This window comes from Hymenobacter aquaticus (assembly GCF_004765605.1).
Taxonomy (GTDB): Bacteria; Bacteroidota; Bacteroidia; order Cytophagales; family Hymenobacteraceae; genus Hymenobacter; species Hymenobacter aquaticus.
In genome coordinates, this window is the sequence record NZ_SRLC01000001.1 from 61,311 (window position 1) to 87,225 (window position 25,915).

The following is a 25,915-nucleotide window of genomic DNA, read 5'->3' on the forward strand; positions in this document are numbered from 1 at the left end:
AAACCAAAGCGCCGGCGCGCTACCGGGCCTTCTTCAGCCACCGCAGCGCCGCCCGGATCTTCTGGTCATCGGCAAAAGTAGTGAAGTTGTCACCCCCGATAATTTCCACGTCGGGCAATACCTTGTCGATGTAGGCCCTGCTGTTGCGGTCTACCTCGTAGGTGCCGGCCAGGGTGAGGCCCGCCCCGCCGGGCAGCTTGTGGCCGTCGTTGGCGGTGGTATAGCCCGCGCTGGGCTCGCCGAAGCTGCGGGCGTTGGGCCGCCCCGCGAAGCTGATGGCCACGACTTCGCCGGCGCTGGCCGTACGGCCGCTGAGCAGCACCGCCACCGGCACGTTTTTCTTCGGGCTTGGGCACCGGTCCAGCACCCGCGTCACGCGGTTGGTATCCACGTACATGTCGCCCTTTCGGATAATCCACTGGCCGCTGCTCTCACCCCGGGGTTCCACGAAGCCGCCGAGCAGACCGTCGCCGAGCAGGCTGCCCAGCCCGGCCAGCATGGGGTACATGTTGCCCCCGTCGTTGAGGCGCAAATCCACAATCCAGCCCTTGAGGCGGCGGCCCTGCTGCACCCGGCAGATTGAGTCGCGGATGGCCTGGGCGTTGGCCGTGACGTTGCTCATGCCAAAGTCCGAGTTGCCCGGAATCAGCAGGTAGCCCACGTTCTTGTTGAGGATCCGCACCCGCACGCCGGGCTTCTTTTTCAGCTCGTCGAGCACGGCCGCGTTGGCGTAGGGCGGGGTCGGCTTGCTCCAGCCGTACTTTTTGCCCCGGAAGCTGTACCAGCCGTGGTGGTCCTGCACCTGCTCGAACAGGAAGGGGTAGAGGGGCGTCAGGGCCTCGTAGGTGGTGGCCCCGGCGGCCTTGGCGTAGGCCGTTTCGCGCAGCCGGGGCCAGTCGACCTCGGCGCGGTGCAGGGCGTAGGTCTGAAACACGTCCAGGCTCTTATCCAGGTAGGTTTTGACGCTGTCGGTAATGCCGTAGGAATTGTGCTGGGCCTGGGCGGCGGTTGCAAGGCTCAGGAACAGCGGGACGAAGAACAGCTTGCGCATCGGCTGGCGGAGTAGGTGGGAAAGAGCCGCAAGCTACGCCGAATTCCGGCCCGCCACCAACCCCGCCAAAACAGCGCAAGGCCCTGATTCCGGGCGGAACCAGGGCCTTGGCAAGCTACGGGGCTGGCGGCGGCTACAACCCGGCCGTGCTGCCCTGTTCCAGTTTTTGCAGCAGCTTTTCGATGCGGTCCGAGTACACGTCGACCTGCTCGAGGCCGCTGCGCGACTCCTCGATGTGGCCGCGCTGGTACTGGGTCACGAGCTTCTGGCTGGTGTCGAGCATGCTTTGAATGGCCCGCTCAATTTCGAGTACTTCCGGGCGGCCGCCGTAGCGGGGCTTCACCACGGTTTGCAGCCACTGGGCCAGCGGGTTTTCGCGCAGCGAAAACAGGGCCGCGTCGGCCTCGCGCACCCCGTAGAGCACCGAGCGCAACCGCGACTTGAACAGGACCTGCTTGATGCGGGCCTGCTGAAAATCCAGGGTGGTTATGTCCATCGCAGGAGGTGGGCCAAGCCCGGAAGGATGAGAAACAGAACCATCATATTAGGACGCATCAGCGGCGGAGCTTTGATTTTTTTCGAGGCCTTTGCGGGCCTGCACCAGGGCGGTTACGTCGTAGGCAAACACCGAAATACCGGCTTTGGCGCCGTGCTCGTAGTAGAGCTGGTAGGTGAAGTTCAGGTAGAGCTGGCGCGGCGCCGTGCCAGCCGGGCCGTCCAGCATAATGGAAATTTCGTTGCCGTAGAACGTTTCGCCCGTGTTGTAGACGTTGTCGAGCAGCCCCACGAACCCTTGCTCGATTACCTCGGGCAGGGCTTCCTCCACCGTTTTGCCCACCAGCTGCCGCTCCTGGAACAGCTCCTGGTAGCGCGGGTTCACAAACTCGAAGCGGTGCTCGGGGCCCGTCAGAATGCAGATCAGGGCCGGGGCCTGCTGAAACAGGTTGTAGAACATTTCCTTCTGGCTCTGGGCCAGCTGGTAGGCTTGGTAAGCCTGGTCGGACAGCGTCGACTGCTGCTCGTTGGCTTCCAGCAGCTCTTCCACCAATTGCTTCTGGTCGTGAATGTCGGTACCGCAGCCGACCCACATGGTAATGTCGCCGGCGGCGTTGCGGCGGGGCGTGGCCCGCACCAGCACCCAGCGGTATTGCCCGTCGTGGCGGCGCAGGCGGTACTCCACCTGGTAGATAACGCCCTGCGTCACGGACTCCTGCCACACGCGCTCCACGGTGGGCCGGTCGGCGGGGTGCACCGAGTCCAGCCACCGCATGCCCATTACCTCGTCGTTTTCCTTGCCGGTCATCGAGAGCCAGCGCTGGTTGAAAAAGTCGCGCTGCCCGTCGGGCGTGGCCGTCCAGATCAGCACCGGCAGCGACTCCAGGATAAAGCGGGTGCGCTCCTGATTTTCGGCCAGCTCCCGCTGCATGGCCTGGTTGCGGCGCTCGGCCTGGTACTGCTCCGTAATATCCTGGGTGCGCTGCAGAATGTAGAGCAGCTCGCCCTGCTCGTTCAGAATGGGGTAGTGCGTGGCCTGCCAATACAGCTCCTCGAAGCCCCCGCCGCGCTCGGCCGGCACCTCCAAGTCGTAGCGAATAACGGGCATGGTGTGGGGCTGCCGGTGCTGGCGCACGTACTCCTGCGACTGGAAAATGATGTCGCCCTGGTTTTTATCGACCGACGGGAAGGCGTCGAACATGTTGCGGCCAATCACCTCCTCCCGCTTTTTCAGCGACACCTGCTCGTGCCCATCGGTGTTGTCGATGATGGTCGCGTCGGGGGCCATCAGCATCAGGTTTTCGGGCAGGGAGCGGAATAAGTGTTGGTAATCGACCGGAGTTGCAGAGGGGGCCATGAACGGGGTAAGGTCTGGATAGGGGAAGGAAGGCGCCAAAAAGCAGGGCGTTTCGGCGAGGCGGGGCGCAAATCTACCACTCCGCCGCCTATTGCCTATCGTTGCGGATAAAATGAAAGGGCTTCTTGGCAGAAAAGTAGGTTCCGCTTGTACTTGCCCGACAAAAAAGGCTCGGCCGCGGCCGTAGCGGCAAGCGGAGCAGACGGGTGAGCTAGGGTAGTAACACGGCGCAGCAGTAGATAGTGACGGGGTACATAAGGTACGGAATTACACCCGCGTCGGGATGTAGCATCTGGGCCAAGCCCTTAGCGGCCGGCGTCCGTTTGCAGCAGCCGTAGGGTTTGGGCCAGCCAGTCCTCATCGTCGCGCAGGCGGTAGTGCGGGGCCACCCCGATTGCCTCGCGCGGCAGCTGGTGGCGAAACGGCAGGGTCGTGGCGGTGAGCGTAAACCCGTAGCAGGGCGTCCGGACCGGCGGCGCGTTGGCGTAACCGACGCAGCCGGCGGAGTTTTCGCCCACCAGCACGGCTTTCGAAGGCTGCCGGGCCCAGAACAGCAGCGTTTCGCAGGCACTGGCACGGCCCCGGTCGGAGAGGGTGCCGCACCGTAAAGTCGAACTCCTGGGAGCCGCCGCAGCCCTGGCCGTAAGCCGGGGCCGGTCCGAAAAGCAGCAAGAGGCCCAGAAGGCACGAGTAAAGCCAGGTCATCTTCGCTACGGCACTCCGGTTTCGGTCTGTAAGTTCCCCGGAAGCTCAACCGGAAGTTGGTGCCGAACGGCCCTGGCCCGGATAGCCGGGCCGGCTCCCATGGCCCGCTTTGGGCTCAATAACAATTGGTAAGCGAATTAGCCGGATATTCACCGGTCGAAATACTGCCTGCCCGCCGGCGTTGGTATTTCAGCCGTGCTATATTGCCCTGGTCCTGTTTCTGCCCACACATGTTTGCCCTTTTTCGCTTCTGCGGGACGCTTGTTTTCTTGTTTCTAGTTTTCCTGACTGCCCCTGGCGCAGCCCTTGCCCAGAGCCCGGCGCTCGACAGCCTGCGCGAGCTGGCCCGGCAGCCCCAGTCCGACAGCAGCCGGGTGCTGTTGCTGTGCAGCATCAGCGACCAGTACTGGGCCCGGCGCACCGACTCGGCCGAGGTTTACGCGCGGCGGGCCCTGGCCCTGGCGCGGCGCACCGGCTACCAGCACGGCGAAGGCGAGGCCCTGAACCGGCTGGGCGCGGCCCTGCGCGAGCGAAACCTGGCCCGGGCCCTGGAGCTGTTCCAACAATCCCTACGCATCGCCGAGGTGCGCCACGACGTGCCGCTACAGGCCCAGAACCTGCGCAGCATCGGCATTATCTACGTGTACCTGCGCGACCAGCAGCAGGGCTTGTCCTACTACTTCCGGGCGCTGCGCCTGGGCCGGCAGCTCCACGACCAGCGCCGCGTGGTGCTGGAGCTTAGCAACATCGGGCTGGCCTACGACCTGTTCAATCAGCTCGACTCGGCCCAGTATTATCAGCAGCAAGCCTACGCGCTGGCCCGGCAGCTGCACACTCCCACCAACTACATTCTCTACGGGCTGGGGCAGGTGGCCCGCAAGCGGGGCCGCCTGGCGGAGGCCCGCGGCTACTACCGGCGCAGCATCGCCGAGTCGAAGGCGCTGGGCCACGAGCGGAGCACCAACTTCGCCTACGTGGGCCTGGCCACGCTCTTTCAGCAGCAGGGCCGCCTCGATTCCAGCATCTACTACGCCCGCCTGGGTTGCCAGGCGGCCCAGCACAACGGCTTTCTACGGGGCGTGCTCAATGCCAGCACCCTGCTCACCCATGATTTCAAGCGGCGCGGCCCCGCCGACAGCGCCCTGAAGTACCAGAGCCTGCTGCTGACGATGAAGGACACGCTCTTTGGCCAGGAAAAGGTGATGCGCCTGCAAAACATCAACTACCAGGAGCAGGAGCGGGCCCGGCAGGCCGCCGCCGACCAGGCCGCCCTGAAAACCCGCTACCGCACCTACGCCCTGGTGGCGGGCCTGGTGGGGCTGCTGGCGCTGGTGTTGCTGCTGGTGCGGCACCGGCGGCAGCAGCAGCGGGCCAACGCGGCCCTGCAAACGTCGTTGGCCGAGCTGAAAAGCACCCAGTTTCAGCTGGTGCAGCGCGAGAAAATGGCGTTTCTGGGCGAGCTGACCGCCGGCGTGGCCCACGAGCTGCAAAACCCGCTGAGCTTCGTGAAAAAGTTTGCCGAAGTCAGCACCGACCTGGTGGATGAGATAAACGGGGCCCAGCGCCTGGCCCGCGACGGGCGGCTGGAGCGCGAAATCCTGGACGGACTCAAGCAGAACATCCTGAACATCAGCCAGCACGGGCAGCGCGCCACGGCCATCATCAAGGGCATGCTGGAACACGCCCGCACCGGCAGCGCCCCGCGCGAGGCCACCGACCTGAACGCTCTGGTGGCGGAAAACCTGCGGCTGGCGTACGCGGGCATCCGGCATCAGGACCCGGATTTTCAGGCCACGCTCAGCACGCACCTGGCGCCGGGGCTGCCCGCCGTAGCCGTCATTGCCCCCGACCTGGGCCGGGTGCTGCTGAATTTGTGCACCAACGCGTTTTATGCCGTGCGCCAGCGCCAGCTCGCCCAGCCCGCCCCCGGATACCAGCCGGAAGTGGCCGTCACGACCCGCCTGCTGGCCGAGGCCGCCGAAATAAGGGTGCGCGACAACGGAACCGGTATTGCGGAGGCGCTGAAGACCAAAGTGTTTCAGCCCTTTTTCACCACCAAGCCCGTGGGAGAAGGCACCGGACTGGGGCTTTCCCTGAGCCACGACATCATCAGCAGCGGGCACGGCGGCACGCTGGCAATGGAGTCGGAAGAAGGGCAGGGCACCGAGTTTATCATCACCCTGCCCCTGCGCAGTTGAGGAACTTGACTTCTGTCCGCCCAAAGCCCGCGTCTAGCCCACGCGGGCTTTGTGTTTAGGTGAAGCAGAGACGCTGCGTAAGGCCAAAGCTGCGGCGGGGCTGGCAGAGTGGCCAAGGCAGAAAACCGGGGCCAAAGGCTGCAAACGCGGAGTTGCTACCGCAAACGATTAGATAGTTTATCTGCGTCTGCGGCCGCTGCGGCGGGTAGCAGGGAGCAGGGTGGGAGCCTATATTTGGCCGCCGCCGCGGCTGGCTGGCTGCCAGTTTTGGGTGGCCCGGCCGGCGGTTCGTCCGACGCTTCGCCTTTTCCAGTGCCCCACCTTCGCTCTTGAAAAACATGCCCCAATTCCCCCAAACTGCTTTTTCTACCCTAGCTCTGCTCGTGCCCTTCGCGCTGCTGAGCGCCTGCCAGAGCAACCCGGCCACCACCGAAGCCCCCACTACCACCGCCGCGGCTCCCGACTCGGCCGCTACTGCCGCCCCGGCCGCCGCGGCTCCCGACTCGGCCAGCAAGAAGTACCTGGCCCAGCCCCTGGTGAAAGACATCTACACGGCCGACCCCTCGGCCCACGTCTTCAACGGCCGCATCTACATCTACCCCTCGCACGACATCGAGACGGGCATGCCCGAGAACGACAACGGCGACCATTTCGCCATGCGCGACTACCACATCCTGAGCATGGACAGCATCGGGGGCCAGGTGACGGACCACGGCGTAGCCCTGGATCTGAAGGATATTCCCTGGGCCGGCCGCCAGCTCTGGGCCCCGGATGCGGCGTATAAAAACGGCACCTACTACCTCTATTTCCCGGTGAAGGACAAGCAGGATGTGTTCCGCATCGGGGTTGCTACCAGCAAGTTGCCCACCGGACCGTTCAAAGCCGAGCCCAAGCCGATGGCCGGCACGCTGAGCATCGACCCGGCCGTGTTTACCGACACCGACGGCAAAACCTACATGTACATGGGCGGCATCTGGGGCGGACAGCTGCAGCGCTGGCGCACGGGTAAGTACGACGCCAGCAAGCCCAAGGAGCAGGAGCCGGCGGCTACCGAGCCCTCGGTGGGGCCGCGTGTCGCCCGGCTGAGCGCCGACATGAAGCAGCTTGCCGAGCCCGTGCGCGAAGTCAAAATCGTGGATAAGGATGGCAAGGTGCTGCTCTCCGGCGACAACAACCGCCGCTTCTTCGAGGGCGCCTGGATGCACAAGTACCAGGGCAAGTACTACTTCACCTATTCCACCGGCGACACCCACTTTCTGGCCTACGCCACCGGTACTTCGCCCTATGGCCCCTTCACCTACCAGGGCACTTTCATGAACCCCGTGCAGGGCTGGACCACCCACCACAGCATCGTCGAAATCAAGGGCAAGTGGTACATTTTCTACCACGACACCCAGCTTTCCAACAAGACCTGGCTGCGCAACGTGAAAGTCACCGAGCTGAAGCGCGGCGCCGATGGCAGCCTGGCGCTGATTAATCCGTAAGCCTTGCTCTTTAGAGCAGAGAAAAGTCGCCTGGACGCTAGTTCAGGCGGCTTTTTTAATTTAGGCAAACCAGTCCGTCATGTCGACCAGGCTGCGGGTAGCTACCGGCGGTTGGTTTTGTCCAGCACCTGCTGCACCTCCCGGGTCGAGACTTTCTGGCCGGTTTCGGCGGCGCGGTAAATGGCTTGCAGCAGCTGCACGTCGCGCAGGCCCATTTCGCCCGGTACGCGGGTGGGCTTGTCGTTGAGGATGCAGTCGGCGAAGTCGTCCAGCTGCCGGGCCTGCTGGGGCACGTTGGGCAGATTCAGCGGCCCCTGGCTGGTGCGCCCCTCGATGCCGCCGTAGCCGAAGGCGGGCTGCAACTCCAGGAAGCCCTTGGTGGTTTCGGCCCGCAGGCGGCTGTTCATGTTTTCGGCGTAGCTGGTGCGGCAGTCGGCCACCGAGCCGTCGGCAAACTGCAGCTGCCAGCTCATGCCGGCTTCTACTTCTTTGAACAGGCCCTTGGGGTCGGGGTTGGGGGCCAGCCTGGCCGTGACGGACACCGGAATTTCACCCTTGGTATAGATGGCGCCTTGCAGGCAATAGATGCCCATATCCATCAGCGGGCCGCCGCCGGCCAGCTTCTTGTTCACGCGCCAGGGCGTGTCGTTGTTGAAGCGGAAGCCGTTGTCGGCCACCAGGCTTTTGATGGGGCCGAGTGTCTGCTGCTGCCCCAGCCGCATCATTTCCTGGTGGTGGGGCTCAAAGTGCAGGCGGTAGCCGATGCTGAATTTCTTGCCGGCTTTCTGCATGGCCGTAATCATGCGGCGGCACTCGTCGGCCGTGGGAGCCATGGGCTTTTCGCAGATAACGTGCTTGCCCGCCCGGGCGGCCCGCTCCACGTACTCGGCGTGCAGGCCCACGGGCAGCACCACGTAGACGATGTCGATGGCGGGGTTGTCGATGATCCGGTCGAAGGTCTGGTAGTCGTAGACGTTCTGGTCGGGCAGGCCGTACTGCTTTTTCCACTGCGCGGCCTTGGCCGGCGTGCCCGTCACGATGCCGGCCAGCTTGCAGAGCTTGGTTTGCTGCAAGGCCGGCGCCAGCTGCCCGGTGCTGTATTTGCCCAGTCCCACCAGCGCCACGCCCAGTTGCCGGCCGGTTTGCAGCGCGCCCAGGCTAGCGGGGCCGTACGAGAGGTCTTCGAGCCAACTCAGGGGCCCGCCCAGCGCCGAGGAGCCCACGAGCGTAGCACCCAGGCCCAACGACAAGCGGCGGACAAACTCGCGGCGCGAGGCCGCCGATAACAGGTCGAAAGGGTTCATAGCGCAGGTAGCTTGGTGGTTAGCTACATACCGCGCGGCCGGCTCCGGGGTTGCGCCCCGGTGAGCGGCGGCTACAGGCGGCGCACGTAGGCGGCCATTTTCTCCCGCAACGCCGCGTCGGGCAGCGGGCCGGTGCCGGCCCGCAGGTTGTCGGCCAGGTGCGCGGGGCGGCTGGTGCCGGGAATTACGCAGGTCACGGCGGGGTGCGAAAGGATAAACTTCAGCAGCAACCCGGGCCAACTCCGGCAGTCGATTTCCTCGGCCCAGGCGGGCAGGGGCTGGCCCCGCAGCTGGCCCCGCAGCTGGCCTTCGGTAAAAGGCCGGTTGATGAGCGTAGCCACGCCCAGGTCGGCGGCGACGGGCAGCGGCTCCTGGGACGAAGGAATCAGGCGGGTGAGCATCGGGGCGGAGCGTTATTCGTCTTCGGGAAACGTACCCATGCCGCCGCTTTCGAAGTCGGCAATGGCCTGCACCAGCTCCTGGTTGGTGTTCATCACAAAGGGGCCGTAGGTGGCCAGGGGCTCCTCAATCGGCTCGCCGGCCAGCACCAGCAACACCGTGTCTTCGGTGGCCGAAAGCTGCACGTCGGGCGAATCCCAGCCGAACACCACCAGCTGCTTGGTCGTGGCGGGGCGGTTGTCGGGCAAACGGATGCTGCCCTTCACCAGGTAGAGGCCCACGTTGTAGGCGGCGGGCAGGCTCAGGGTAAGGTCGGTGCCGGCCGGCAGGTGCACGTCGAGCAGGGTGATGGGCGAGAAGGTTTCGGCCGGCCCCACCACGTCGGCGTAGCTGCCCGCCACGACCCGAATCGTGCCCTGGCCGCCGGCTACCGGCACCGCGGGAATAGCCGCCGCCCGGATGTTCTGGTAGCGCGGCGGGGCCATTTTGTCGCGCCGGGGCACGTTCACCCATAGTTGCAGCAGCTCCAGGGTGCCGCCCTGCCGGGCAAACTCGGGCGCGTGGCGCTCCTCGTGGAGCAGGCCCGCGCCGGCCGTCATCCACTGCACGTCGCCGGGCCCGAGCGTGCCGCGGTGGCCGGCCGTGTCGCGGTGGGCCAGGGCGCCCTGGTATACTACCGTCACGGTTTCGAAGCCGCGGTGGGGGTGGGGCGGGGTGCCCAGGGGTTGCTCGGTGGGCGCTACCGGCATGGGCCCGGTGTGGTCGATAAGCAGGTAGGGGCTGAGCTGGCGGATGCGCGGCCCGGGCATGGGGCTGGTCACGTCGAACCCGTCGCCGACCTGCTTCTTATTGCCGTCGATAATCTGAAATATTCTGCGCGAGGACATGGCGAGGGTAGGAGGGTAGGAGGGTAGGAAGTTATTCGGGCGGTATTTCCCGTCTGTCATCCTGAAAGGAGCGAAGCGGAGTGAAGGACCTTTCTTCTCTAAGTGCCAAGCCCTGATAAATGTTAAAAAGCCCTGTACCGATAGTTCGATACAGGGCTTTGTGCGTTGGTAAAAACGGTGGTGGGGTATGTGAGGAAGGTCCTTCGCGGAGGCTCAGGATGACAGACGAAACAACACCCTTACCCCCCATACCCTCACACCCTCCTACCCTCCTGCCCCGTCCCGCAGGGCTTCGAGGGCTTTGCGGGCCAGTACCAGGTCGGTTACGTCGAAGGCAAATACCGTGATGCCGGCTTTCTGCTGATCTTCCTCGAACAGCTGGTAGGTGAAGTTGAAGTACGCGTCCTGGAGCTGCCCGTCGCCGTTTCGGTCGAGGCGCACCAGCAGCTCGTTGCCGTAGAACGGCTCCCCGGTGCTATACACCCGGTCGAGCAGCGTGATGAAGCCCTGCTCCACCAGCTCGGGCAGGGCCTCGGCCACGGGCAGGCCCACCAGCGGCCGGCCGGGGAAGATGGACTGGTACACGGGGTTCACGAACTCGTAGCGGTGCTCGGGGCCGCGCAGGATGCAGATCAGGGCCGGGGCCTGCTGAAACAGGGCGTAGAAGGCGGCCTTCTGGCTTTGCACCAGCTGGTAGGCCCGGTAGGCCTGGTCGGAGAGCTGGGCCTGCTGCTCGTTGGCCAGCAGCATTTCCTGCACCAGCTCCCGCTGCTCATGGATGTCGGTGCCGCCGCCCACCCAGGAGGCGGGGCGGCCTTCCTCGGCCACGCGGGGCACGCCGCGCACCAGCACCCAGCGGTAGTGGGCGTCGTGGCGGCGCAGGCGAAACTCTACTTGAAACTCCTGGCCCGCGGCCACGGCCTGCTGCCAGCGCCGCACCACCTCGGCCCGCTCCTCGGGGTGAATATCCTGGGCCCAGCCCCAGCCCAACGATTCCTGCTTGCCGCGCCCGGTGAAGGCCAGCCAGCGCTGGTTGAAGGCCGTCATGCCGCCATCGGCCTGGCTGGTCCAGATCATCACGGGCAGGGCTTCGAGCACGAAGCGGGCCTGGTCCTGGCTTTCGGCCAGCGCCTGGGCTATTTCCTGGCTGCGCAGCTCGGCCAGGTGCTTTTCGGTCACGTCCTGGGGGCGCTGCAGAATGTATTGCAGCTCGCCCCGGGCGTCGAGCAGGGGGTAGTGGGTAATCTGCCAGTAGCGCTCCTCGGTGCCGCCGCCCAGCTCGGCGGGCCGCGCCAGGTCGTAGCGCGTCAGGGGCATGGTGTGGGGCTGCCGGTGGCGGCGCACGTACTCGTGCGACTCGTGGAGCACCCGCTGGCTTTCGGGGGCCGAGGGGTAGGCCTCGAAGATGTTGCGCCCCACGGCCTTTTCGCGCGGCAGCAGCGACACGGCCACGTGCTGGTCGCTGTTGGTCACGATGGTGCCGTCGGGGGCCAGCAGCAGGTAGGCGTCGGGCAGGTTCTGAAACAGGCTGACGTAGTCGAGCGGGGGCAAAGCAGTGGTCATAGCAGTAGGGTGGGCAGTGGGGCGGGCAGGCAGGGTGGAGGCAGAAAGTAGCCGGTATACGGCAAACCCCGGCGGCCGGACGCCGCCCCGGCCGGGCCTACCGAAACTCTTTGCATAGCTGGGCTTTTTGCGGCATCTTTCCTTCCCGTTCTATCCTATCCGAATATCCCGGCTGGCGCACCCCGGCGGGGCAGTCTATTTCTCCATCTTTTATCTTCTTTTTCGCATGCTTAACCGCATCTCCGTTATCCTGCCCGCCGACGTCAAAAGCAAAGTCGAGGCGGCCCTGGCCACTATGCAGCGCGAGCTGGCCCCCTACCTGCACCCGCTCACGGCCGAGCAGCGCCAGGAAATCACCAAAATGGGCGACCGGTCGGTGGCCTTCATGCAGAAAATCGAGGAGTACGCCACGGCCACGCCCAGCTTCGTGCCCTCCTTCGTGAGCCTGTCCGACCTGCGCGACGACGTGCAAGCCACCGCCGACCTGGGCAGCGTGCTGCGCCCCCTGCAACAGCTGACCACCGACCTGGAAAGCACCATGATGCAAACCGGCGGCGAGGCCTACTCCGACGCCCTGGCCGTGTACCGCAACATCCAGAGCGCGGCCAAAGCCAATGCCCCCGGCGCCCAGGCCGCCCACGACGAGCTGAAGCAGCGCTTCGCCAGCCAGGGCAAGAAAGCGGCTCCGCCCGCCAAGCCCGGCGCCTAAGCCGCCCGGCAGCCCAAGCCACCCGGCCCCGTTCGGTACTCCCGGGCGGGGCCGGGTAGCTTCCGAACCTACCCGGGTAGGTTCGGAAGGTACCCGGGTATCTTCCGAACCTACCCGTGTACCTTCGGAAGGTACACCGGTAGGTTCGGAAGGTACCGGGGTAGGTTCAGAAGGTAACTGAGTACCTTCGGAAGGTAGTTGGGTACCTTCCGAAGGTACACGGGTAGGTTCGGAAGGTAGCGGGGTAGGTTGGGAAGATACCCGGGTAGGTTCGGCGCAGTCACTCGGCACAGCCGAGCGACTGCGCCGACTGCGCCTTGGAAAAGGAAGATTTTGAGCGGTACGAAATAGACGCGGCCGAATTTGAGCAAGTGTGGGCCGCCGTGCAGCACTATCCGGCGCAGGACAATCAGTAGCGCGAACTGTGTAGTTCGCGTGTCAGAACGACCCAGGCGGCGCGGGGTGCGCGAACTGCACAGTTCGCGCTACTGGTCGGGTACTGAACCCCGCCGCGACGCTTCATCCTTCTGATCCGACGCTTCAGCAACCTTTAGTTTCCCCGGGGCCGGCGGCCGCTCACCTTTGAGCATCACTTCGCCGCTACCCCGATGAAACGACTGCTACCCCTTCTGCTGCTGCTGCTGACCACGGCCTTCCGCCTGGCCGCCCAAACGCCCACCACGCTCACGGGCACCGTGCGCGACGCCCAGGGCCAGCCCCTGCCGGGCGTCAACGTGTTTCTGAAAACCACCTTCGACGGGGCCAGCACCGACTCGCTGGGCCGCTTCCGCTTCAGTAGCCGCAGCACCGGCACGTTGCCCCTGGTGGTTACGCTGCTCGGCTACCAGCCCCAGGAGCAGCCCGTGCTGCTCGACGGCACTGCCCACCGCCTCACGTTCACCCTGAAAGCGGTGCGCAACCAGCTCGGCGACGTGGTCATCACCTCCGGCACCTTCGAGGCCAGCGACACCAAGCGCAACACCACCTTCTCGGCCCGCGACGTGGTGACGACGGCCGGGGCCTCGGCCGACGTGGCCGGCGCCCTGAACACGATGCCCGGCACCACCCGCAACGGGGAGGAAGGCAAGCTGTTCGTGCGCGGCGGGGCGGCTGGCGAAACCCGGCAGTACCTGGACGGCGTGCCCCTGCAAAGCCCCTACAACGCGGCCGTGTCGGGCATGCCGGCCCGGGGGCGCTTCTCGCCGATGCTGTTTAAGGGCATGGCCTTCAGCACCGGTGGCTACTCGGCTGAGTACGGCCAAGCCCTGTCGGCGGTGGTGGCCCTAACCTCGGAAGACCTGGCCCCGGAAACCCAGACCGGCATCTCGCTGATTTCCCTGGGCAGCCTGAGCCTCTCGCACCAGCAGCGCTACGCGCGGGCCTCGGTGGCCGTGACCGGCGACTACCTGAACATGCGGCCCTACTTCGGGCTGGTGCCCCAGCGCATGCTCCGGGCCTATGAGTCGGGGGGCGGCTCGGTGGCGTTGCGGCAGAAAACCGGCGAGATGGGCATGCTGAAAGTGTACGGGGCCTACACCCAGCAGCGCATCGGGGCCAGCCAGCCCAATGCCGAGTGGGAGGGCGGCCAGCCCGTAAATCTGAGCTCGAACAACACCTACCTGAACACCACGTTCCGCAGCCCGCTGGCCCGGGGCTGGTCGGTGCAAACCGGCGTGGCCGCCACCCGCGACAACCAAACGTCGAGCATTACGGTGAAGGACGCCGCCACCGCCGCTACCCGCGAGCAGAGCATGCAGGAGCTGGAGCAAAGCCTGGTGGGCCGCCTGGTGCTCACCAACGACTCGGCCAGCGCCTACTGGAATCTGAAGCTGGGCGTGGAAGGCCTGGTGCAGCGCAACGAGCTGGGCTTTCGGGCTGCGCCTTACGGCACTACCCTGGGCCTGAGCGAGCAGCGCGTGGCCGGTTTCGCCGAGTCCGACGTGGCCTTCAGCAACAAGCTGGTGGGCCGCGTCGGGGGGCGGGGCGAATACTCGCGGGTGCTGGGCCGCTGGAACGCCGCGCCCCGCCTGGCCCTGGCCTACCAGCTAAGCGACAAAGCCCAGCTCTCGGGGGCCTGGGGCTACTTTTTCCAGAACCCCGGCACCGATTTGCTGCTGCGCTGTGCCGACCCCGCCGCCCTGCGCTTCGAGCGGGCCCAGCACCTGCAAGTCACGTATCTGCGCAGCTACCAGAGCCGCACCCTGCGCCTGGAAGCGTATGCCAAAACCTACGCCCACCTGGTGCGCTACGACCTGAACGGGGGCGTGTACAACCCCCAGCAGTGGCAGCCCGCCGACCCCAGCAGCTACCGCAGCACCGGCACCGGCTACGCCCGCGGCCTGGATGTGCTGTGGCGCGACAAGAAAACCGTAAAAAACGCCGATTACTGGGTGAGCTACGGCCTGATTGACACCCGCCGCCAGCAGCGCTTCGACCCCGTGCTGGCCGTGCCCACCTTCGCCGCCCGCCACAACCTGAACGTGGTGGGGAAGTACTGGGTCGGCAAAATCCACACGCAGTTTGGGGCCACCTACACCTACAACAGCCCCCGGACCTACTACAACCCCAACCGCACCGACGGCTACAACCAGGACCGCCTGCCCAGCTTCCAGGACTTCAGCCTGAACGCCAGCTACCTGACCAAGCTCTGGCATAACTTCACCATCGTGCACGTGAGCTGCACCAACGTGCTGGGCCGGCAGAACGTGTTCGGCTACCGCTACAGCGCCACCAAGGACGCCAGCGGCCAGTACGCCAGCACGGCGGTGCTGCCCTCGGCCCCGCGCATGGTGTTCGTGGCCCTGCTGATTTCCATCAACAAGAAAAACCCGGCCGATACCAACACCGCGCCCGAGTAGCCGGGGGCCAAAACGGTCGGGGCCCGGTTCCGACGGTTCATCCCCACTATCCGACGCTTCGGCAACCTTTAGTTTTCCGGCGGCCCGCTGCCGGCCACCTTTGAAGCATCATCCTTCACTTCCCCCGAAACCTTTCATCCTCACTGCTTTTTTGCCATGAAAAACACGCTCCTGCTCCTCGCCCTCACCGCCGCTTCCTTCTCGGCCGCCGCCCAGCAAACGGCCCCCAAAGCGGCTGCCGCTACCACCCTGGCCACCGCCCCGGCCGGCTACGCCGACCTGATGGCCGCTACCATCACGGAGCTCAATAGCACCGGCGACCCGGCCCGGCTCAAGGAAATCGTGAGCAAGTTTGAGCGCGCCGCCGCCGCCGCGCCCACCGACTGGCTGCCCCAGTACTACCAGGCCTACGGCCGCCTGCTGACGGCTTTCCAGAGCAAGGAAGACGGCGACGTGAAAGACAAGTACCTCGACCAGGCCGAAGCCTCCCTGGCCCAGGCCCGCCAGCTGGGCGGCGACGAATCGGAGCTGCTGGTGGTGCAGGCCTACATTCACCAGGCCCGGCTGGGCATCGCGCCCATGATGCGCTCCATGAAGTACTCGGGCCTGGTGAACGAGGCCCTGGCGCAGGCCAAGAAGCTGAATCCGGCCAACCCGCGCATCTACCTGGTGCAGGGCAACAACCTCTACTTCACGCCCAAGATGTTTGGCGGCGGGGCCGACGTGGCCAAGCCCGTCTACGAAGAAGCCCAGGCCCGCTACGCCGCCTTCCGGCCCGCCAGCCCGCTAATGCCCAGCTGGGGCGAGCGGCAGCTGCAAAGCCGGCTGAAAGCTTACGCCGCCCAGCCCGCCGCGGCCCCGGTGCAGGCAGCGAAGTAAGGCCGGCCGTGCCAGCCGGGAGCCGGGAGCAGGCCCCCGGCTCCCGGCCGGCAGCTACCCATTATCTATATTTGGCAGCTGTTATTGAGGGGTGCCTCTACCGCGTGCCACGAGCGGAAAAAGGCAGCCCGAACTGCTTCCTGGCCCTTGCCTTACTTGCCGTATGTCCTCCCATGCCCCCACCGTTTCGCCCTTGCAGGCCCCGCGCCCGTGGCTGCGCCTGCTGCTCACGCTGCTGGGCGTGTCGGCGGGCATCAGCCTGTTTACTTGCCTGCGCTGCCTGGATAATCCCCGGGAAATGCTGGTCAACTTCCTGCTGACCGCGCTGTACACGGTGGGGCTGTGGCTGGCCAACGGCTACTCCGTCGACTGGCTGGATAAGTACGTGGGCTGGAAACAGGCGCCGGCCAAGCGCCTGGTGCTCACGCTGGTGGTATCGTTGGTGGGGTCATTGGCGGTGATTATGGTGGTGCGGCTGGGCTACATTCTGTACCGGGGCCAGAATCCGGCGCTGCTGTTCTCGGAGCAGTATTTCAACGGCTACATCTTCCCGCTGGTCATCACCGTCATCTGCTCCTTGTTTATGCACAGCCGCTCGTTTCTGCTGGGCTGGCGCGAGGCCCTGGTGCGCAACGAGCGGCTGCAAAAGGAAATGGCCCAGGCCGAGGCCGAGTCGCTGCGCCAGCAGCTCGACCCGCACTTCATGTTCAACGCCCTGAACGCGCTGACCAGCCTGGTGGAGGAGGAGCCCAAGCTGGCCGTGCGCTTTATCCGGCAGCTTTCCCAGGTCTACCGCTACGTGCTCGATGCCCGGCAGCGCGAGGTGGTGCCCCTGGCCGATGAGCTGGAGTTTGCCAAGTCCTTCCTGTTTTTGCAGAACATCCGCTACGGCGAGGCCCTGCAGGTAGAGCTGCCCGCCGCCGGCGAGGTGCCCGCCCACTTCGTGGTGCCCCCGCTGAGCTTGCAGCTGTTGCTGGAAAACGCCCTGAAGCACAACGCGGCCAGCGCCAGTCAGCCCCTGCACCTGCGCATCGCCCTCGACGGCGCCGGCAAGTGCCTGACGGTGCGCAACACCCTGCGCCCCCGCCGCCTCGGTCCCGACGAGTCGATGGGCATCGGGCTGCCCAACCTGACGGCCCGCTACGCCCACCTCACCGCCGAGCCCGTGCTGATTGAGCGCACCGAGCAGGAGTTCATCGTGACCCTGCCCATCTTGTTAATGTGCTAATGATTAATGTGCTCAGGTGCTAATGTGGTTTGAATGTGGGAAATGTGCTTGAATGTGGAAAATGTGTCATTCTTCCTCGCAATGACACATTTCTCACATTCAAGCACATTCGAACACATTAGCACTTGAGCACATTAACACATTAGCACCTGAGCACATTTCCCCACATTAGCACATTCAAAACCCATTAGCACCTGAGCACATTAAAAAATGAATGCCTTTGTGATTGAAGACGAGCCGCTGGCGGCCAAGCGCCTGACCGACCTGCTGCGCCGCCAGAACCCGCCGGTGGAGGTGCGCGCCACCGCCGACTCGGTGGAGGCGGCCGTGGTGCTGCTGCAAACCGCCGCCACGCCGCCCGACGTGCTGTTTCTGGACATTCACCTTTCCGATGGGCTGAGCTTCGAGCTGTTCGAGAAAGCCGACGTGCGCTGCCCGGTCATCTTCACCACGGCCTACGATGCCTATGCGCTGCGGGCCTTCAAAGTGAACAGCATCGACTACCTGCTCAAGCCCATTGACGAGGAGGAATTGCAGGCGGCCCTGACCAAGCTGCACAAGCTGCGCGGGGTAGCCGCCGCGCCCACCCCGTCGTTCGACCCGGCCCTGCTCACGCAGGTGTTGCAGCAGCTGCAGCCCCAGAGCCAGTACAAAAAGCAGTTTGTGGTGAAGGTAGGGGAGCATCTGAAGGTGATTCCGGTGGAGAATATCAGCTACTTTTTCAGCCTGGAAAAGGCCACCTTCCTGCAAACCCGCGAAAACCGCCGCTTCGTCGTCGACCAGACCCTGGAGCAACTGGAGAAGCTGCTCGACCCGCGCCAGTTCTTCCGCCTCAACCGCGCCTACTACGCGCAGCACGACGCCATCCAGGACATTATCCACTACACCAACAGCCGCCTGAAAACCGTGCTGACCCCCGCCGCCCCCGACGGCGACGTGCTCATCAGCCGCGAGCGGGTCCCCGCGTTTCGAGCGTGGCTCGAACGGTGAATGAGTGAAGTGGTGAATGAGTGAGTTTGTTGTTCGGCTGGCGCGAATGGCGCGGTCTGTGTCCTTGCGAGGTATAAGCCATTCCGCGCATCAAGCGGCGTCAGTGCGTCCTCTGCTGGTGACCAATGACCTTCTATTAGAAAGCCCTTTCCCGTTAGCTACGATAAAGGGCTTTTCACGTTAGAAGGCTCCGCACATTTCAGCGGGCGGATGGCTTCGCAAGCTCGCAATGACACGGGTTGTTGAACGAAAACTCACTCATTCACCACTTCACTCATTCACCACTTCACTCATTCACCGCTTCACCCTTCCAGCCAACTCTTAAACGCGGGGGCTTTTTCCTTGCTGACCATGACTTCCTCCGCTGGGGCGGGCGTCAGGTCCAGTTTTAGCTTGCCGTTGAAGTGGGGGTGCAGGCGCTGCACGGCTTGCAGGTGGGCAATGAACTGGCGGTTGAGGCGGAAAAACTGCCCGGGCTCCAGCAGGCTTTCCAGCTGTTCCAGCGTGTAGTCGACCACGTAGCGGCGGCCGTCGGTGGCCACCAGGGTCGTGACTTCGTGGCGGCTTTGAAACCAGGCCACCGCGCCTACCGGCAGGGGCAACAGCTGCTCGCCGCTGCGCACCAGAAAGCGGGTTTTGTACTGGCGCTCGGGCCGGGGCAGACTGTCGCGCAGGCTCTCCAGCTGCCGGGCCGGGGCCGTGGGCACGCGCCACTCGCGCAGCTTGAGCAGGGCCGCCTGCAGCTCGGCCAACTTGATGGGCTTGAGCAGGTAATCGACGCTGTTGGCCTTGAACGCCCGCAGCGCGTAGGCATCGTAGGCCGTGGCGAAAATGACCGGGCTGCGCACGATGAGCTGGTCGAACACGTCGAGGCTGAGCCCGTCGGCCAACTGAATGTCGGAGATAATCAGGTCGGGGGCAGGGTGCTCCGTGAGCCAGCTTACGGCCCCGGCCACGGTGTCGAGCACGGCGGCCACCTGGGCCTCGGGCGCGGCCTGCAACAGCAGGCGCTGCAGCCGCTCGGCGGCCGGGTACTCGTCTTCGAGCAGCAGTACGGTCATTTTGCTGGTTGTTAATTGCTGGTTGTTAATTGCTGGTTGTTGGTTGGCCATTGTTCAGCGCGTAACTGCCCTACAACTAGCAACTAACAACTCGCCTCCAGCAGGGGCAGATACACGGTAAAGGTAGCGTCGGTGGCCTCGATGCGCACCGGGAGCGGAGCTTGCAGCAGCTCGTAGCGGTGCACGGTGTTTTGCAGCCCCAGGCCGGTGCTGGGCCCCAGGCCCGCTGCGCGGGGCCGAAACGTGTTTTGCACCCGCACGTAGCCGCTGCCCACCTCGGCGCTGATGCTGACGGTCAGGGGATGCTCCCGGCTCACCACGTTGTGCTTCAGGGCATTTTCGACCAGCAGCTGCACGCTCAGGGGGGCCACATGCTGGCTGAGCAGCTCCGGCGAAAGGTGCTGAGTGACGAGCAGGTTGTCGCGGAAGCGGGTTTTTTGCAGGGCCACGTAGGTTTCCACGAAGGCCAGCTCCTCGCCGAGCGGCACGGTGGCTTTTTCCCGGCTCAGCAGCACGTAGCGGTACACGTCGGCCAGCTGCTCCACAAACTGCTGAGCCGGCTGGTTGGCCTCGTCGATGAGGGCTGCCAGGGTGTTGAGGCTATTGAAGAGGAAGTGCGGGTCGAGCTGGTTCTGGAGGGCTTCGAGCTGGCTCTGCACCCCGGCCTGGGTGAGCTGCTCGGCCCGGCGCACGTTGTGCTCCCACTGCTCAAAGAAATGCAGGCTTTCGTAGAGCAGCATCACCAGCACCGTCGGAATCAGGTTAAACTCAATCTGCCGGAGCAGACTCAGGGGCTGCAGGGAAAAGTACGGGGGCAGCAGCAGGTGCAGAAACGCCACGATGGCCACCGTGGCGGCGGCGGTATACAGCAGGCACAGGCCCGCCAGCCGCCAGAGTCGCCGCCGCGTCTGCCCCACGGCGGGGTAGCGCCGCAGCAATCCCCGCCACAAAGCGCTGGTGCCCAGCCACAGCACCGTGGTAAACAGCAGCGCAATGCCCAGGTGCACCGCCAGCAGGCCCACCGACGGGCCTTCGGGCAGGTCATCCAGCGTGAGCAGGCAAATCAGGGTGGCCAGCACCGGAATGCCTTGCCAGCGCAAACGGCGGTCAGTCATAGACGTAAAGATGATGGTGCCGCCGGAAAAAGCAGTGCGCTGCCGGCTAATTTACACGCCAGGCTTTTGGGCCGCCCGGCGCAGCAGGGCGGGCACTACCAGGTGGTGAAAGGGCTTGATGAGCGTGAAGTAAGCGCGCCCAAACCAGTTGTGAAACTGCACCACCGTCGTCACCACGGCGGCCGGCCCCGCCGGCGCCTCCACCAGCACCGACACCCGAAAATCGAGGTGCCGGTCGTCCTGGCCCAGAATCACTTCCCGGGGGCCCACGGCAAATACCCGGAAGGGCCCTAGCCGGCCGCCGACCTCTAGCGTGGCTCCCTGGGGCGGGCGGGCGGCAGCGGGGAACGTCCGCAAACCGAAGGGACGCACCAGCCAGTCGCGCAGCTTCATCAGGTAGCCCACCCAGGCCGGGCCCGGCCCAAACAGCCACTGCGCTACGGCTGCCGCCCCGTGGGGCGCGTGGGCGGGCAGGGGCAGGCGGTAGGCGTCGGTGTAGTGGGCCGGGGTAGCGGCCAGAGCACTGTGGCGGGGCAGGGGCACGAGGTCAACGGTAATGCGGGACATAGCTTGGGCGAGGGTAAACGATGCTAACTCAGTTTCCAGAAGGGCAAACCCTGCAAGGCGTGAACATAAAGCCAGGCAATGGCGGCCGTATACAGCAGGGTGAATAGCGCAATACCCGCGCCCTGCCCCCGGGCCTGCAGCCGGGGCACGTAGCGGGCCAGCAGCCAGCCAAACAAGGGCAGGGCTTGCAGGGCGTGCAGCCCCAGGAAGTGGGCGGCCCGCAAATCGCCGTGGCGGGTGCTCCAGCCCAGGCCCGGCAGGCCCGGTCCGCCGTCGGCAGCGCCAATGGTGTGGCCCAGGTGGTGAATCATGCTGCCGCCAATAGCGCTGCCCACCAGAAACACCACCAGCCCCAGGCGCAGGCCCCACACGTAGGCCGTGGGGCCGAAGGGCCGGTAGCGCAGCGTGAGCACCAGGGCCCAGACCAGCAGCCCGGTGTTCAGCATAATGAAAACACCCATGATGCTGAACAGCAGTCCATCCAGTGGCGCGGCCACGTTGAAGTGGGAGGTGGTACCGCGCGCGGCCTGCCCGAAGACAATCAGGATTTCCATCACCATGCTCAGGGCCACACCCCCGCTGATGCGGCGCACCGCGCACTGGGCCGGGGCGGGCAAGTCGGCCAGCAGCCAGCCCAGCGTCCAGAGGTAAATCAGGCCCGAAAGCGCAAACTTCAGCGGCTTAAACCACACGTGCAGGCCCAGCACCATCCGGTCGTCGAGGGGCAGCAGCAGCAGGGCGGCCAGGCCCAGCACCAGGTGCACCCACCCGCCCACCGACAAAGCCGGGTTGCACTGGTGCAGCACCCGCAGGAACTGGCGCACCGCGCCCATCGATTCCGGAGCAGTGGCAGTGGGCTGGGCCAGCGTACGGCCCGGGAAAGCAAGCGTTTTCATAGCGAAGAAGAAAGATGGAAGTGGTAGAAATCAGGCCAGGGCCGCCGGAGGCAGCGCGGGGGAGGCCAGCGGGTAAAACCGGCGTAGCGCGTGGTAGAGCAGAAAGCCCACCGGCCCGAGCAGAAACGTAAGCACCAGCACCGGCACCAGCAGCAGGTGGGGCACGCCCCGGCGCTGGGCGTCGCGGCTCGCCCAGGCGCCCACCGCCAGGTCGAAGCAGAGGTAGTGCACCCAGCCGGCCAGCAGCGCCCACGGGTCCTGAAACAGGGCGGCCACCTCGACCAGGGAGCCAAAGCCGCCCTGACTGCCCTGGCCGCCCAGGTAGTGCCAGCCGATGCAGCCAGCGTAGAGTACGGCCAGCACCAGGGGCAGGGCCCCGCTGCCCACTACCCAGCGCGTGACGCGCCAGCGTGGGGCAAACACGAGCAGCAGCCAGCCCGGCAGCACGATATTGCCGGCTATCTGGAACAGGGATTCGGGAGAAAGAGCCATCTTCGTAGTGCGGTTGAGTACCCAAACTTCCGGAAAGCCGCGCGGTTGTGTAGCTGCAAAAGGGGTGAAACCGCCCGGAGCCGGGGTGAACCGGCCAACTAAATCTGGTGAGCCGCGCGGAACGACTTTTCTTCTCCAAGAGAAAAACTCCCCCGGCCGCCGCTCGTACTGTGGGGCACGTGAATCGAATAGTGAAGAAATGGCTGGGCCTGAGCCTGCTGCTCGGGGGCCTGCCGCTGCTGGCCCGGGCCGGGGCCGCCGAAGACTCCTCGCGCGTGCGGCCGGCGCACCGGCGCATCGTGTTTCAGTTTGATAACCGCTACTCCGTCATCGATGGTAAGCTTGTGGGCATCAATGGGCTGAAGCTGGCCGTGGAGTGGCGCGGGCGGCTGCGGGCCGGGGCCGGGGGCTACCTGCTCAGCAACGGCATCCCCTCGCAGGAGGTGCTGCCCACCGGCATGCCCGCCGGTACCAAGGCCGAGCTGCGCTTCCGCTACGTGGCCGCCTACGCCGAGTACCTGTTTATCCGCTCGAACCGCTGGGAGCTGAGCGCGCCCCTGCAGTTTGGGGGCGGCCGTTTTTTTACCAGCTTCGAGCAGCCCGACGGCACCAAAAGCAAGGATGCCAAATCGACGGTGTGGCTGCTGGAGCCGTCCGCGTCGGGCCACTTCCGGGTGTTTCCCTGGTTTGGCATCGGGGCGGGAGCCGGCTGGCGCGAAACCCTGTTCGTGGAACCCAGCCTCGACGAAGCCCTCGACGGCCCCATCTTCTACGGCCGCGTCAAGCTGTTTCTGGGGGATTTATACAAGACGGCCCGCTTCAAGCGCAAGCTCTTTTCCCAGCAGCATTTCCGCTACGCGGACTAGCTGCGGCCTGCTCGTCGGGCCGGGTAAAACCCTTCCTGCAAAGCACACAAAAAAGCCTGCCTCCCGATGGGGGAAGCAGGCTTTTCCTGTTCAGAATGGCCTAAATGCTGGCTTGTGGGCTATTTCGGGCCCGAGGAGGTCGTCATGCGGCGCAGCAGAATGTGGGTGGCCTGCTGGTTTTTCTGGCCGTTGGGCAAGGAGTACACCTGCACCACTTCCCAGCCCAGCTTACCCATGTAGTTGAGCGTGCTCAAGGGCGTGGAAAACACTTCCAGCTTGCCCACTTCCCGCTTGGCCATGTCACTGTCGCCGAGCTTTTCGTAGCCGAAGCCGAAGTCCACGAAGATGTCGCCGCCCTTGGTTTTGGTGGGCTCGTTCAGAAACTCGGTTTTCAGTAGCTCGCAGTACTCGTAGCGGGCCGCGTTCAGGTTGGTGGTTTGCGCCCGGGAGGTGGTAGCGCGGCCGGCCAGCAACGAGAGCAGCAGGGCCGGGAAGAGCAGTTTTTTCATGGCAGTCGGAAAAGAGGCGGGGCTGAAACCTTAGTTGTAGTTGGGCAGAAACTTGTACTTGCGGCCGTAATCAAGCATTTGCTGGGCAAAATCGGAAGGATATTCCACCTTCACGTCCACGATTTTGCCGCCCTGCTCCACCGGCACCAGCTTGGGCTGGATAAAGCCGGCGTAGGGCGCGATGTTGAGCTTCTCGTAGCGGGCCAGCACTTCCTTGTGCAGCACCGGGTCCACCTTCACGCCGTAGGTTTCAATCAGGTTTTTGGCCGCCGCGTAGTCGCCCTCGCTGGTCAGGCGCTGCAGCTCGCGCAGGAGCTGGCCAAACAGGCCCCGCAGCTTCTGGTAGTCGTTGATTTTGAAGTAGGTCTTGCCATTCTTGGTCACCTTCTCAATGACGTTGTTCTTTTTGCCCTTCTCGTAGGCCCATTTGGCCACCATCTGGCGGTTGCGCATGTGGGCTTCCTCCACGGTTTCGCCCAGGGGCAGGCGCACCAGCTGGCCCATCAGGCCGTTGCGGATGTAGTTGTCGTACTCGGCCTTGCCCACTTCCAGGCTCGGCACCACGCCCAGCTGCACCAGCTTGTTGTCCATCAGGTAGTACAGGGCCACCAGGTCGGCGCGGCCTTCCTCGATGGCCGAGGCGTAGCTTTTCAGGGTTTCCTTGGGCGTGCCCACGCCGGGGTTGATCTGGCCCGAGGCGTGGCCGATGACCTCGTGCATGTCGGTGTGGAGCTTACCGGCCAGGCCGGCAAACTTGCGGGCCCGGGCTTTTTCCTCGTCGGAGTAGGCAAACTCGTCGAGCGAGCCGCCGGCGTCGGCCATGCCGTAGGCGTCCACGATGTTGCCCAGGTTCACCGACTTGGAGCCGTGCTCCTTGCGAATCCAGGTGGCGTTGGGCAGGTTGATGCCGATGGGCGTGGCCGGGGCCGCGTCGCCGCTTTCCACCACCGTGGTAATCACCTTGGCCGTGATGCCCACCACGTTCTTTTTCTTGTGCTTGGGCAGAATCGGCGAGTTGTCCTCAAACCACTGGGCCTGGTCGCCGATGGCCTTGATGCGCTTGGTGGCCTCCAGATCCTTGAACGACACCACCGACTCGTAGCTGGCGCGGTAGCCCAGCGGGTCGCCGTACACCTCGATAAAGCCGTTCACTACGTCGGTGCGGCTCTTCGTGTCGCGCACCCAGGCAATGTTGTAGTCGTCCCAGGTTTTCAGGTCGCCGGTGGTGTAGTACTGCACCAGGCGCTGCAACGCCAGCTTCTGCTCGGGGTTTTCGGCCACGTCCACGGCCTTGCCCAGCCAGTACACCACCTGGGTCAGGGCCTCGCCGTACATGCCGCCCACCTTCCAAGTGCGCTCCACGATCTGGCCCTGGGCATCCTTGGTGAGCTTCGAATTCAGGCCGTAGGAAACGGGCCGCTGGTCCTTTTTGTCGATTTTCTGGGCGTAGAAGTCCTCTGCTTCCTTCTGGGTCACGCCCTCGTAGAAGTTGTTGGCCGAGGTAGCCACCAGGTCGGCGTCCTTTTCCTGATTGACGCGCTTGGCGTTCAGGTTAGCGTCGAAGATGATGGGGGTGATGGTGGCCAGGAACTGGTCCACGGTTTCGCCTTTTTCCAGGGGCAGGGTGCCGGCGTCCACGCTTTTCACCAGCTGGACGAAGTAGGCCGCCGAGCATTCGGGCACGAACTTGCGGGTGGAGTAGTGGTGGTGAATGCCGTTGCTGAACCACACCCGCTTGGTATAGATGTTCAGCTTGTTGGCCTCGTCTACGCGCTGGGTGTTGGTGGTGCTCGAAATCTGCTGCTGGTTGGCGGGCCAGATGGCCTCCAGCGCGCGGCGCACGCGCAGGTTGTGCTTGTAGTTCTGGTCGTAGGAAATTTCCCGGCCGCAGAGCGCGGCTTCGTAGAGGTAATACAGCAGCTCTTTCTGTTGGGGCGCCAGCTCCTCAAAGCCCGGCACTTGGTAGCGCAGCACGCGCAAATCGGCAAACTGCTCACTGACCACCTGGAAGGCGGCCACGGGCTTGTCGAGCAGGGCGTCGGAAGTGCTGACGGAAGAGGCTTCCAGCGTGCGGGTGGTAACCTTAGCGAGGTCCGAGCCAGTGTCGGAAGCAGGAGAAGTGGTGGAGGCGGTGGTGGCCGTGGTGCTGGCGCAGCCACCACCCAACTGAGCGGCCAGCAGCAGGGCTGCAACCGAAATATGGGTACGCTTCATTGCGAAAATTGCGGATGGAAAGTTGTACAAATCAACGTCTTTTTTCACATAGTTAAGACGCCCGGTCCGCGCGCAATACGCCCGGGCC

The 25,915-nt window shown here is 64.7% G+C and carries 23 protein-coding genes; 8 read left to right on the forward strand and 15 right to left on the reverse strand.

Annotated features, from left to right (window positions below; translation table 11 throughout):
• Window positions 1-19: 19 nt before the first annotated feature.
• The 4 genes from E5K00_RS00250 to E5K00_RS00265 all read right to left on the reverse strand — a co-directional run bounded on the left by E5K00_RS00250 (window position 20) and on the right by E5K00_RS00265 (window position 3,421).
• Window positions 20-1,051 (reverse strand): S41 family peptidase, encoded by a 1,032-nt coding sequence (locus tag E5K00_RS00250; protein ID WP_135460595.1) that lies wholly within the window; start codon window positions 1,049-1,051, stop codon window positions 20-22.
• A gap of 133 nt (window positions 1,052-1,184) precedes the next feature.
• On the reverse strand, window positions 1,185-1,547 hold the full coding sequence (locus E5K00_RS00255; protein ID WP_135460596.1) for a histidine kinase: 363 nt from the start codon (window positions 1,545-1,547) through the stop codon (window positions 1,185-1,187).
• 48 nt (window positions 1,548-1,595) lie between these two features.
• Complete coding sequence (locus tag E5K00_RS00260; protein WP_135460597.1) at window positions 1,596-2,903, reverse strand: PAS domain-containing protein; 1,308 nt, start codon at window positions 2,901-2,903, stop codon at window positions 1,596-1,598.
• A gap of 305 nt (window positions 2,904-3,208) precedes the next feature.
• Complete coding sequence (locus E5K00_RS00265; RefSeq protein ID WP_135460598.1) at window positions 3,209-3,421, reverse strand: hypothetical protein; 213 nt, start codon at window positions 3,419-3,421, stop codon at window positions 3,209-3,211.
• A gap of 456 nt (window positions 3,422-3,877) precedes the next feature.
• Here E5K00_RS00265 and E5K00_RS23020 point away from each other — a divergent pair, with 456 nt between their 5' ends.
• A complete protein-coding gene (locus E5K00_RS23020; RefSeq protein WP_135460599.1) occupies window positions 3,878-5,806 on the forward strand; it encodes a tetratricopeptide repeat-containing sensor histidine kinase in 1,929 nt (642 codons plus the stop codon).
• Window positions 5,807-6,144: 338 nt separating this feature from the next.
• Window positions 6,145-7,290: a glycoside hydrolase family 43 protein gene (locus E5K00_RS00275; protein ID WP_135460600.1), complete on the forward strand. Its 1,146-nt coding sequence runs from the start codon at window positions 6,145-6,147 to the stop codon at window positions 7,288-7,290.
• A gap of 101 nt (window positions 7,291-7,391) precedes the next feature.
• Here the strand turns inward: E5K00_RS00275 and E5K00_RS00280 are convergent, their stop codons facing one another.
• The 4 genes from E5K00_RS00280 to E5K00_RS00295 all read right to left on the reverse strand — a co-directional run bounded on the left by E5K00_RS00280 (window position 7,392) and on the right by E5K00_RS00295 (window position 11,443).
• A complete protein-coding gene (locus tag E5K00_RS00280; protein WP_135460601.1) occupies window positions 7,392-8,594 on the reverse strand; it encodes a Gfo/Idh/MocA family protein in 1,203 nt (400 codons plus the stop codon).
• A gap of 71 nt (window positions 8,595-8,665) precedes the next feature.
• Window positions 8,666-8,995 carry an aldo/keto reductase gene (locus E5K00_RS00285; protein ID WP_135460602.1) on the reverse strand — a complete coding sequence of 110 codons (330 nt, stop codon included), beginning with the start codon at window positions 8,993-8,995 and terminating at the stop codon, window positions 8,666-8,668.
• A gap of 12 nt (window positions 8,996-9,007) precedes the next feature.
• The gene (locus E5K00_RS00290) at window positions 9,008-9,880 is read right to left on the reverse strand and encodes a pirin family protein (RefSeq protein WP_167856679.1); all 873 of its coding nucleotides are present in this window, start codon (window positions 9,878-9,880) and stop codon (window positions 9,008-9,010) included.
• Window positions 9,881-10,144: 264 nt separating this feature from the next.
• Entirely contained in the window at window positions 10,145-11,443 is a 1,299-nt protein-coding gene (locus E5K00_RS00295; protein WP_135460604.1) for a PAS domain-containing protein, read from the reverse strand.
• Between the two features lie 226 nt (window positions 11,444-11,669).
• On the opposite strand from E5K00_RS00295, the gene E5K00_RS00300 reads away from it, so the two are divergent.
• From E5K00_RS00300 to E5K00_RS00320, 5 genes are all read left to right on the forward strand, one after another.
• A complete protein-coding gene (locus tag E5K00_RS00300; protein WP_135460605.1) occupies window positions 11,670-12,152 on the forward strand; it encodes a hypothetical protein in 483 nt (160 codons plus the stop codon).
• Window positions 12,153-12,760: 608 nt separating this feature from the next.
• The gene (locus tag E5K00_RS00305) at window positions 12,761-15,010 is read left to right on the forward strand and encodes a TonB-dependent receptor (protein WP_135460606.1); all 2,250 of its coding nucleotides are present in this window, start codon (window positions 12,761-12,763) and stop codon (window positions 15,008-15,010) included.
• Window positions 15,011-15,166: 156 nt separating this feature from the next.
• Complete coding sequence (locus E5K00_RS00310; RefSeq protein ID WP_135460607.1) at window positions 15,167-15,889, forward strand: hypothetical protein; 723 nt, start codon at window positions 15,167-15,169, stop codon at window positions 15,887-15,889.
• Between the two features lie 163 nt (window positions 15,890-16,052).
• On the forward strand, window positions 16,053-17,117 hold the full coding sequence (locus E5K00_RS00315; protein WP_135460608.1) for a sensor histidine kinase: 1,065 nt from the start codon (window positions 16,053-16,055) through the stop codon (window positions 17,115-17,117).
• 210 nt (window positions 17,118-17,327) lie between these two features.
• The gene (locus tag E5K00_RS00320; protein ID WP_135460609.1) at window positions 17,328-18,107 is read left to right on the forward strand and encodes a LytR/AlgR family response regulator transcription factor; all 780 of its coding nucleotides are present in this window, start codon (window positions 17,328-17,330) and stop codon (window positions 18,105-18,107) included.
• A gap of 302 nt (window positions 18,108-18,409) precedes the next feature.
• Here E5K00_RS00320 and E5K00_RS00325 read toward each other — a convergent pair whose 3' ends face one another.
• The 5 genes from E5K00_RS00325 to E5K00_RS00350 form a co-directional block, all read right to left on the reverse strand.
• Entirely contained in the window at window positions 18,410-19,168 is a 759-nt protein-coding gene (locus E5K00_RS00325; protein WP_135460610.1) for a LytR/AlgR family response regulator transcription factor, read from the reverse strand.
• 83 nt (window positions 19,169-19,251) lie between these two features.
• A complete protein-coding gene (locus E5K00_RS00335) occupies window positions 19,252-20,283 on the reverse strand; it encodes a sensor histidine kinase (RefSeq protein ID WP_135460612.1) in 1,032 nt (343 codons plus the stop codon).
• A gap of 51 nt (window positions 20,284-20,334) precedes the next feature.
• A complete protein-coding gene (locus E5K00_RS00340; RefSeq protein ID WP_135460613.1) occupies window positions 20,335-20,850 on the reverse strand; it encodes a DUF2867 domain-containing protein in 516 nt (171 codons plus the stop codon).
• Window positions 20,851-20,873: 23 nt separating this feature from the next.
• Window positions 20,874-21,746, reverse strand: coding sequence for a hypothetical protein (locus tag E5K00_RS00345; RefSeq protein ID WP_135460614.1), 873 nt, complete (start codon window positions 21,744-21,746; stop codon window positions 20,874-20,876).
• 30 nt (window positions 21,747-21,776) lie between these two features.
• Window positions 21,777-22,238 (reverse strand): ABA4-like family protein, encoded by a 462-nt coding sequence (locus E5K00_RS00350; protein ID WP_135460615.1) that lies wholly within the window; start codon window positions 22,236-22,238, stop codon window positions 21,777-21,779.
• A gap of 179 nt (window positions 22,239-22,417) precedes the next feature.
• Here E5K00_RS00350 and E5K00_RS00355 point away from each other — a divergent pair, with 179 nt between their 5' ends.
• Entirely contained in the window at window positions 22,418-23,104 is a 687-nt protein-coding gene (locus tag E5K00_RS00355) for a hypothetical protein (RefSeq protein ID WP_135460616.1), read from the forward strand.
• A 119-nt stretch (window positions 23,105-23,223) separates the two neighbouring features.
• Here the strand turns inward: E5K00_RS00355 and E5K00_RS00360 are convergent, their stop codons facing one another.
• Together E5K00_RS00360 and E5K00_RS00365 are read right to left on the reverse strand one after the other, a co-directional pair.
• Entirely contained in the window at window positions 23,224-23,613 is a 390-nt protein-coding gene (locus tag E5K00_RS00360) for a hypothetical protein (protein WP_135460617.1), read from the reverse strand.
• A 30-nt stretch (window positions 23,614-23,643) separates the two neighbouring features.
• Window positions 23,644-25,827: a dipeptidyl-peptidase 3 family protein gene (locus E5K00_RS00365; RefSeq protein WP_135460618.1), complete on the reverse strand. Its 2,184-nt coding sequence runs from the start codon at window positions 25,825-25,827 to the stop codon at window positions 23,644-23,646.
• Window positions 25,828-25,915 lie beyond the last annotated feature (88 nt).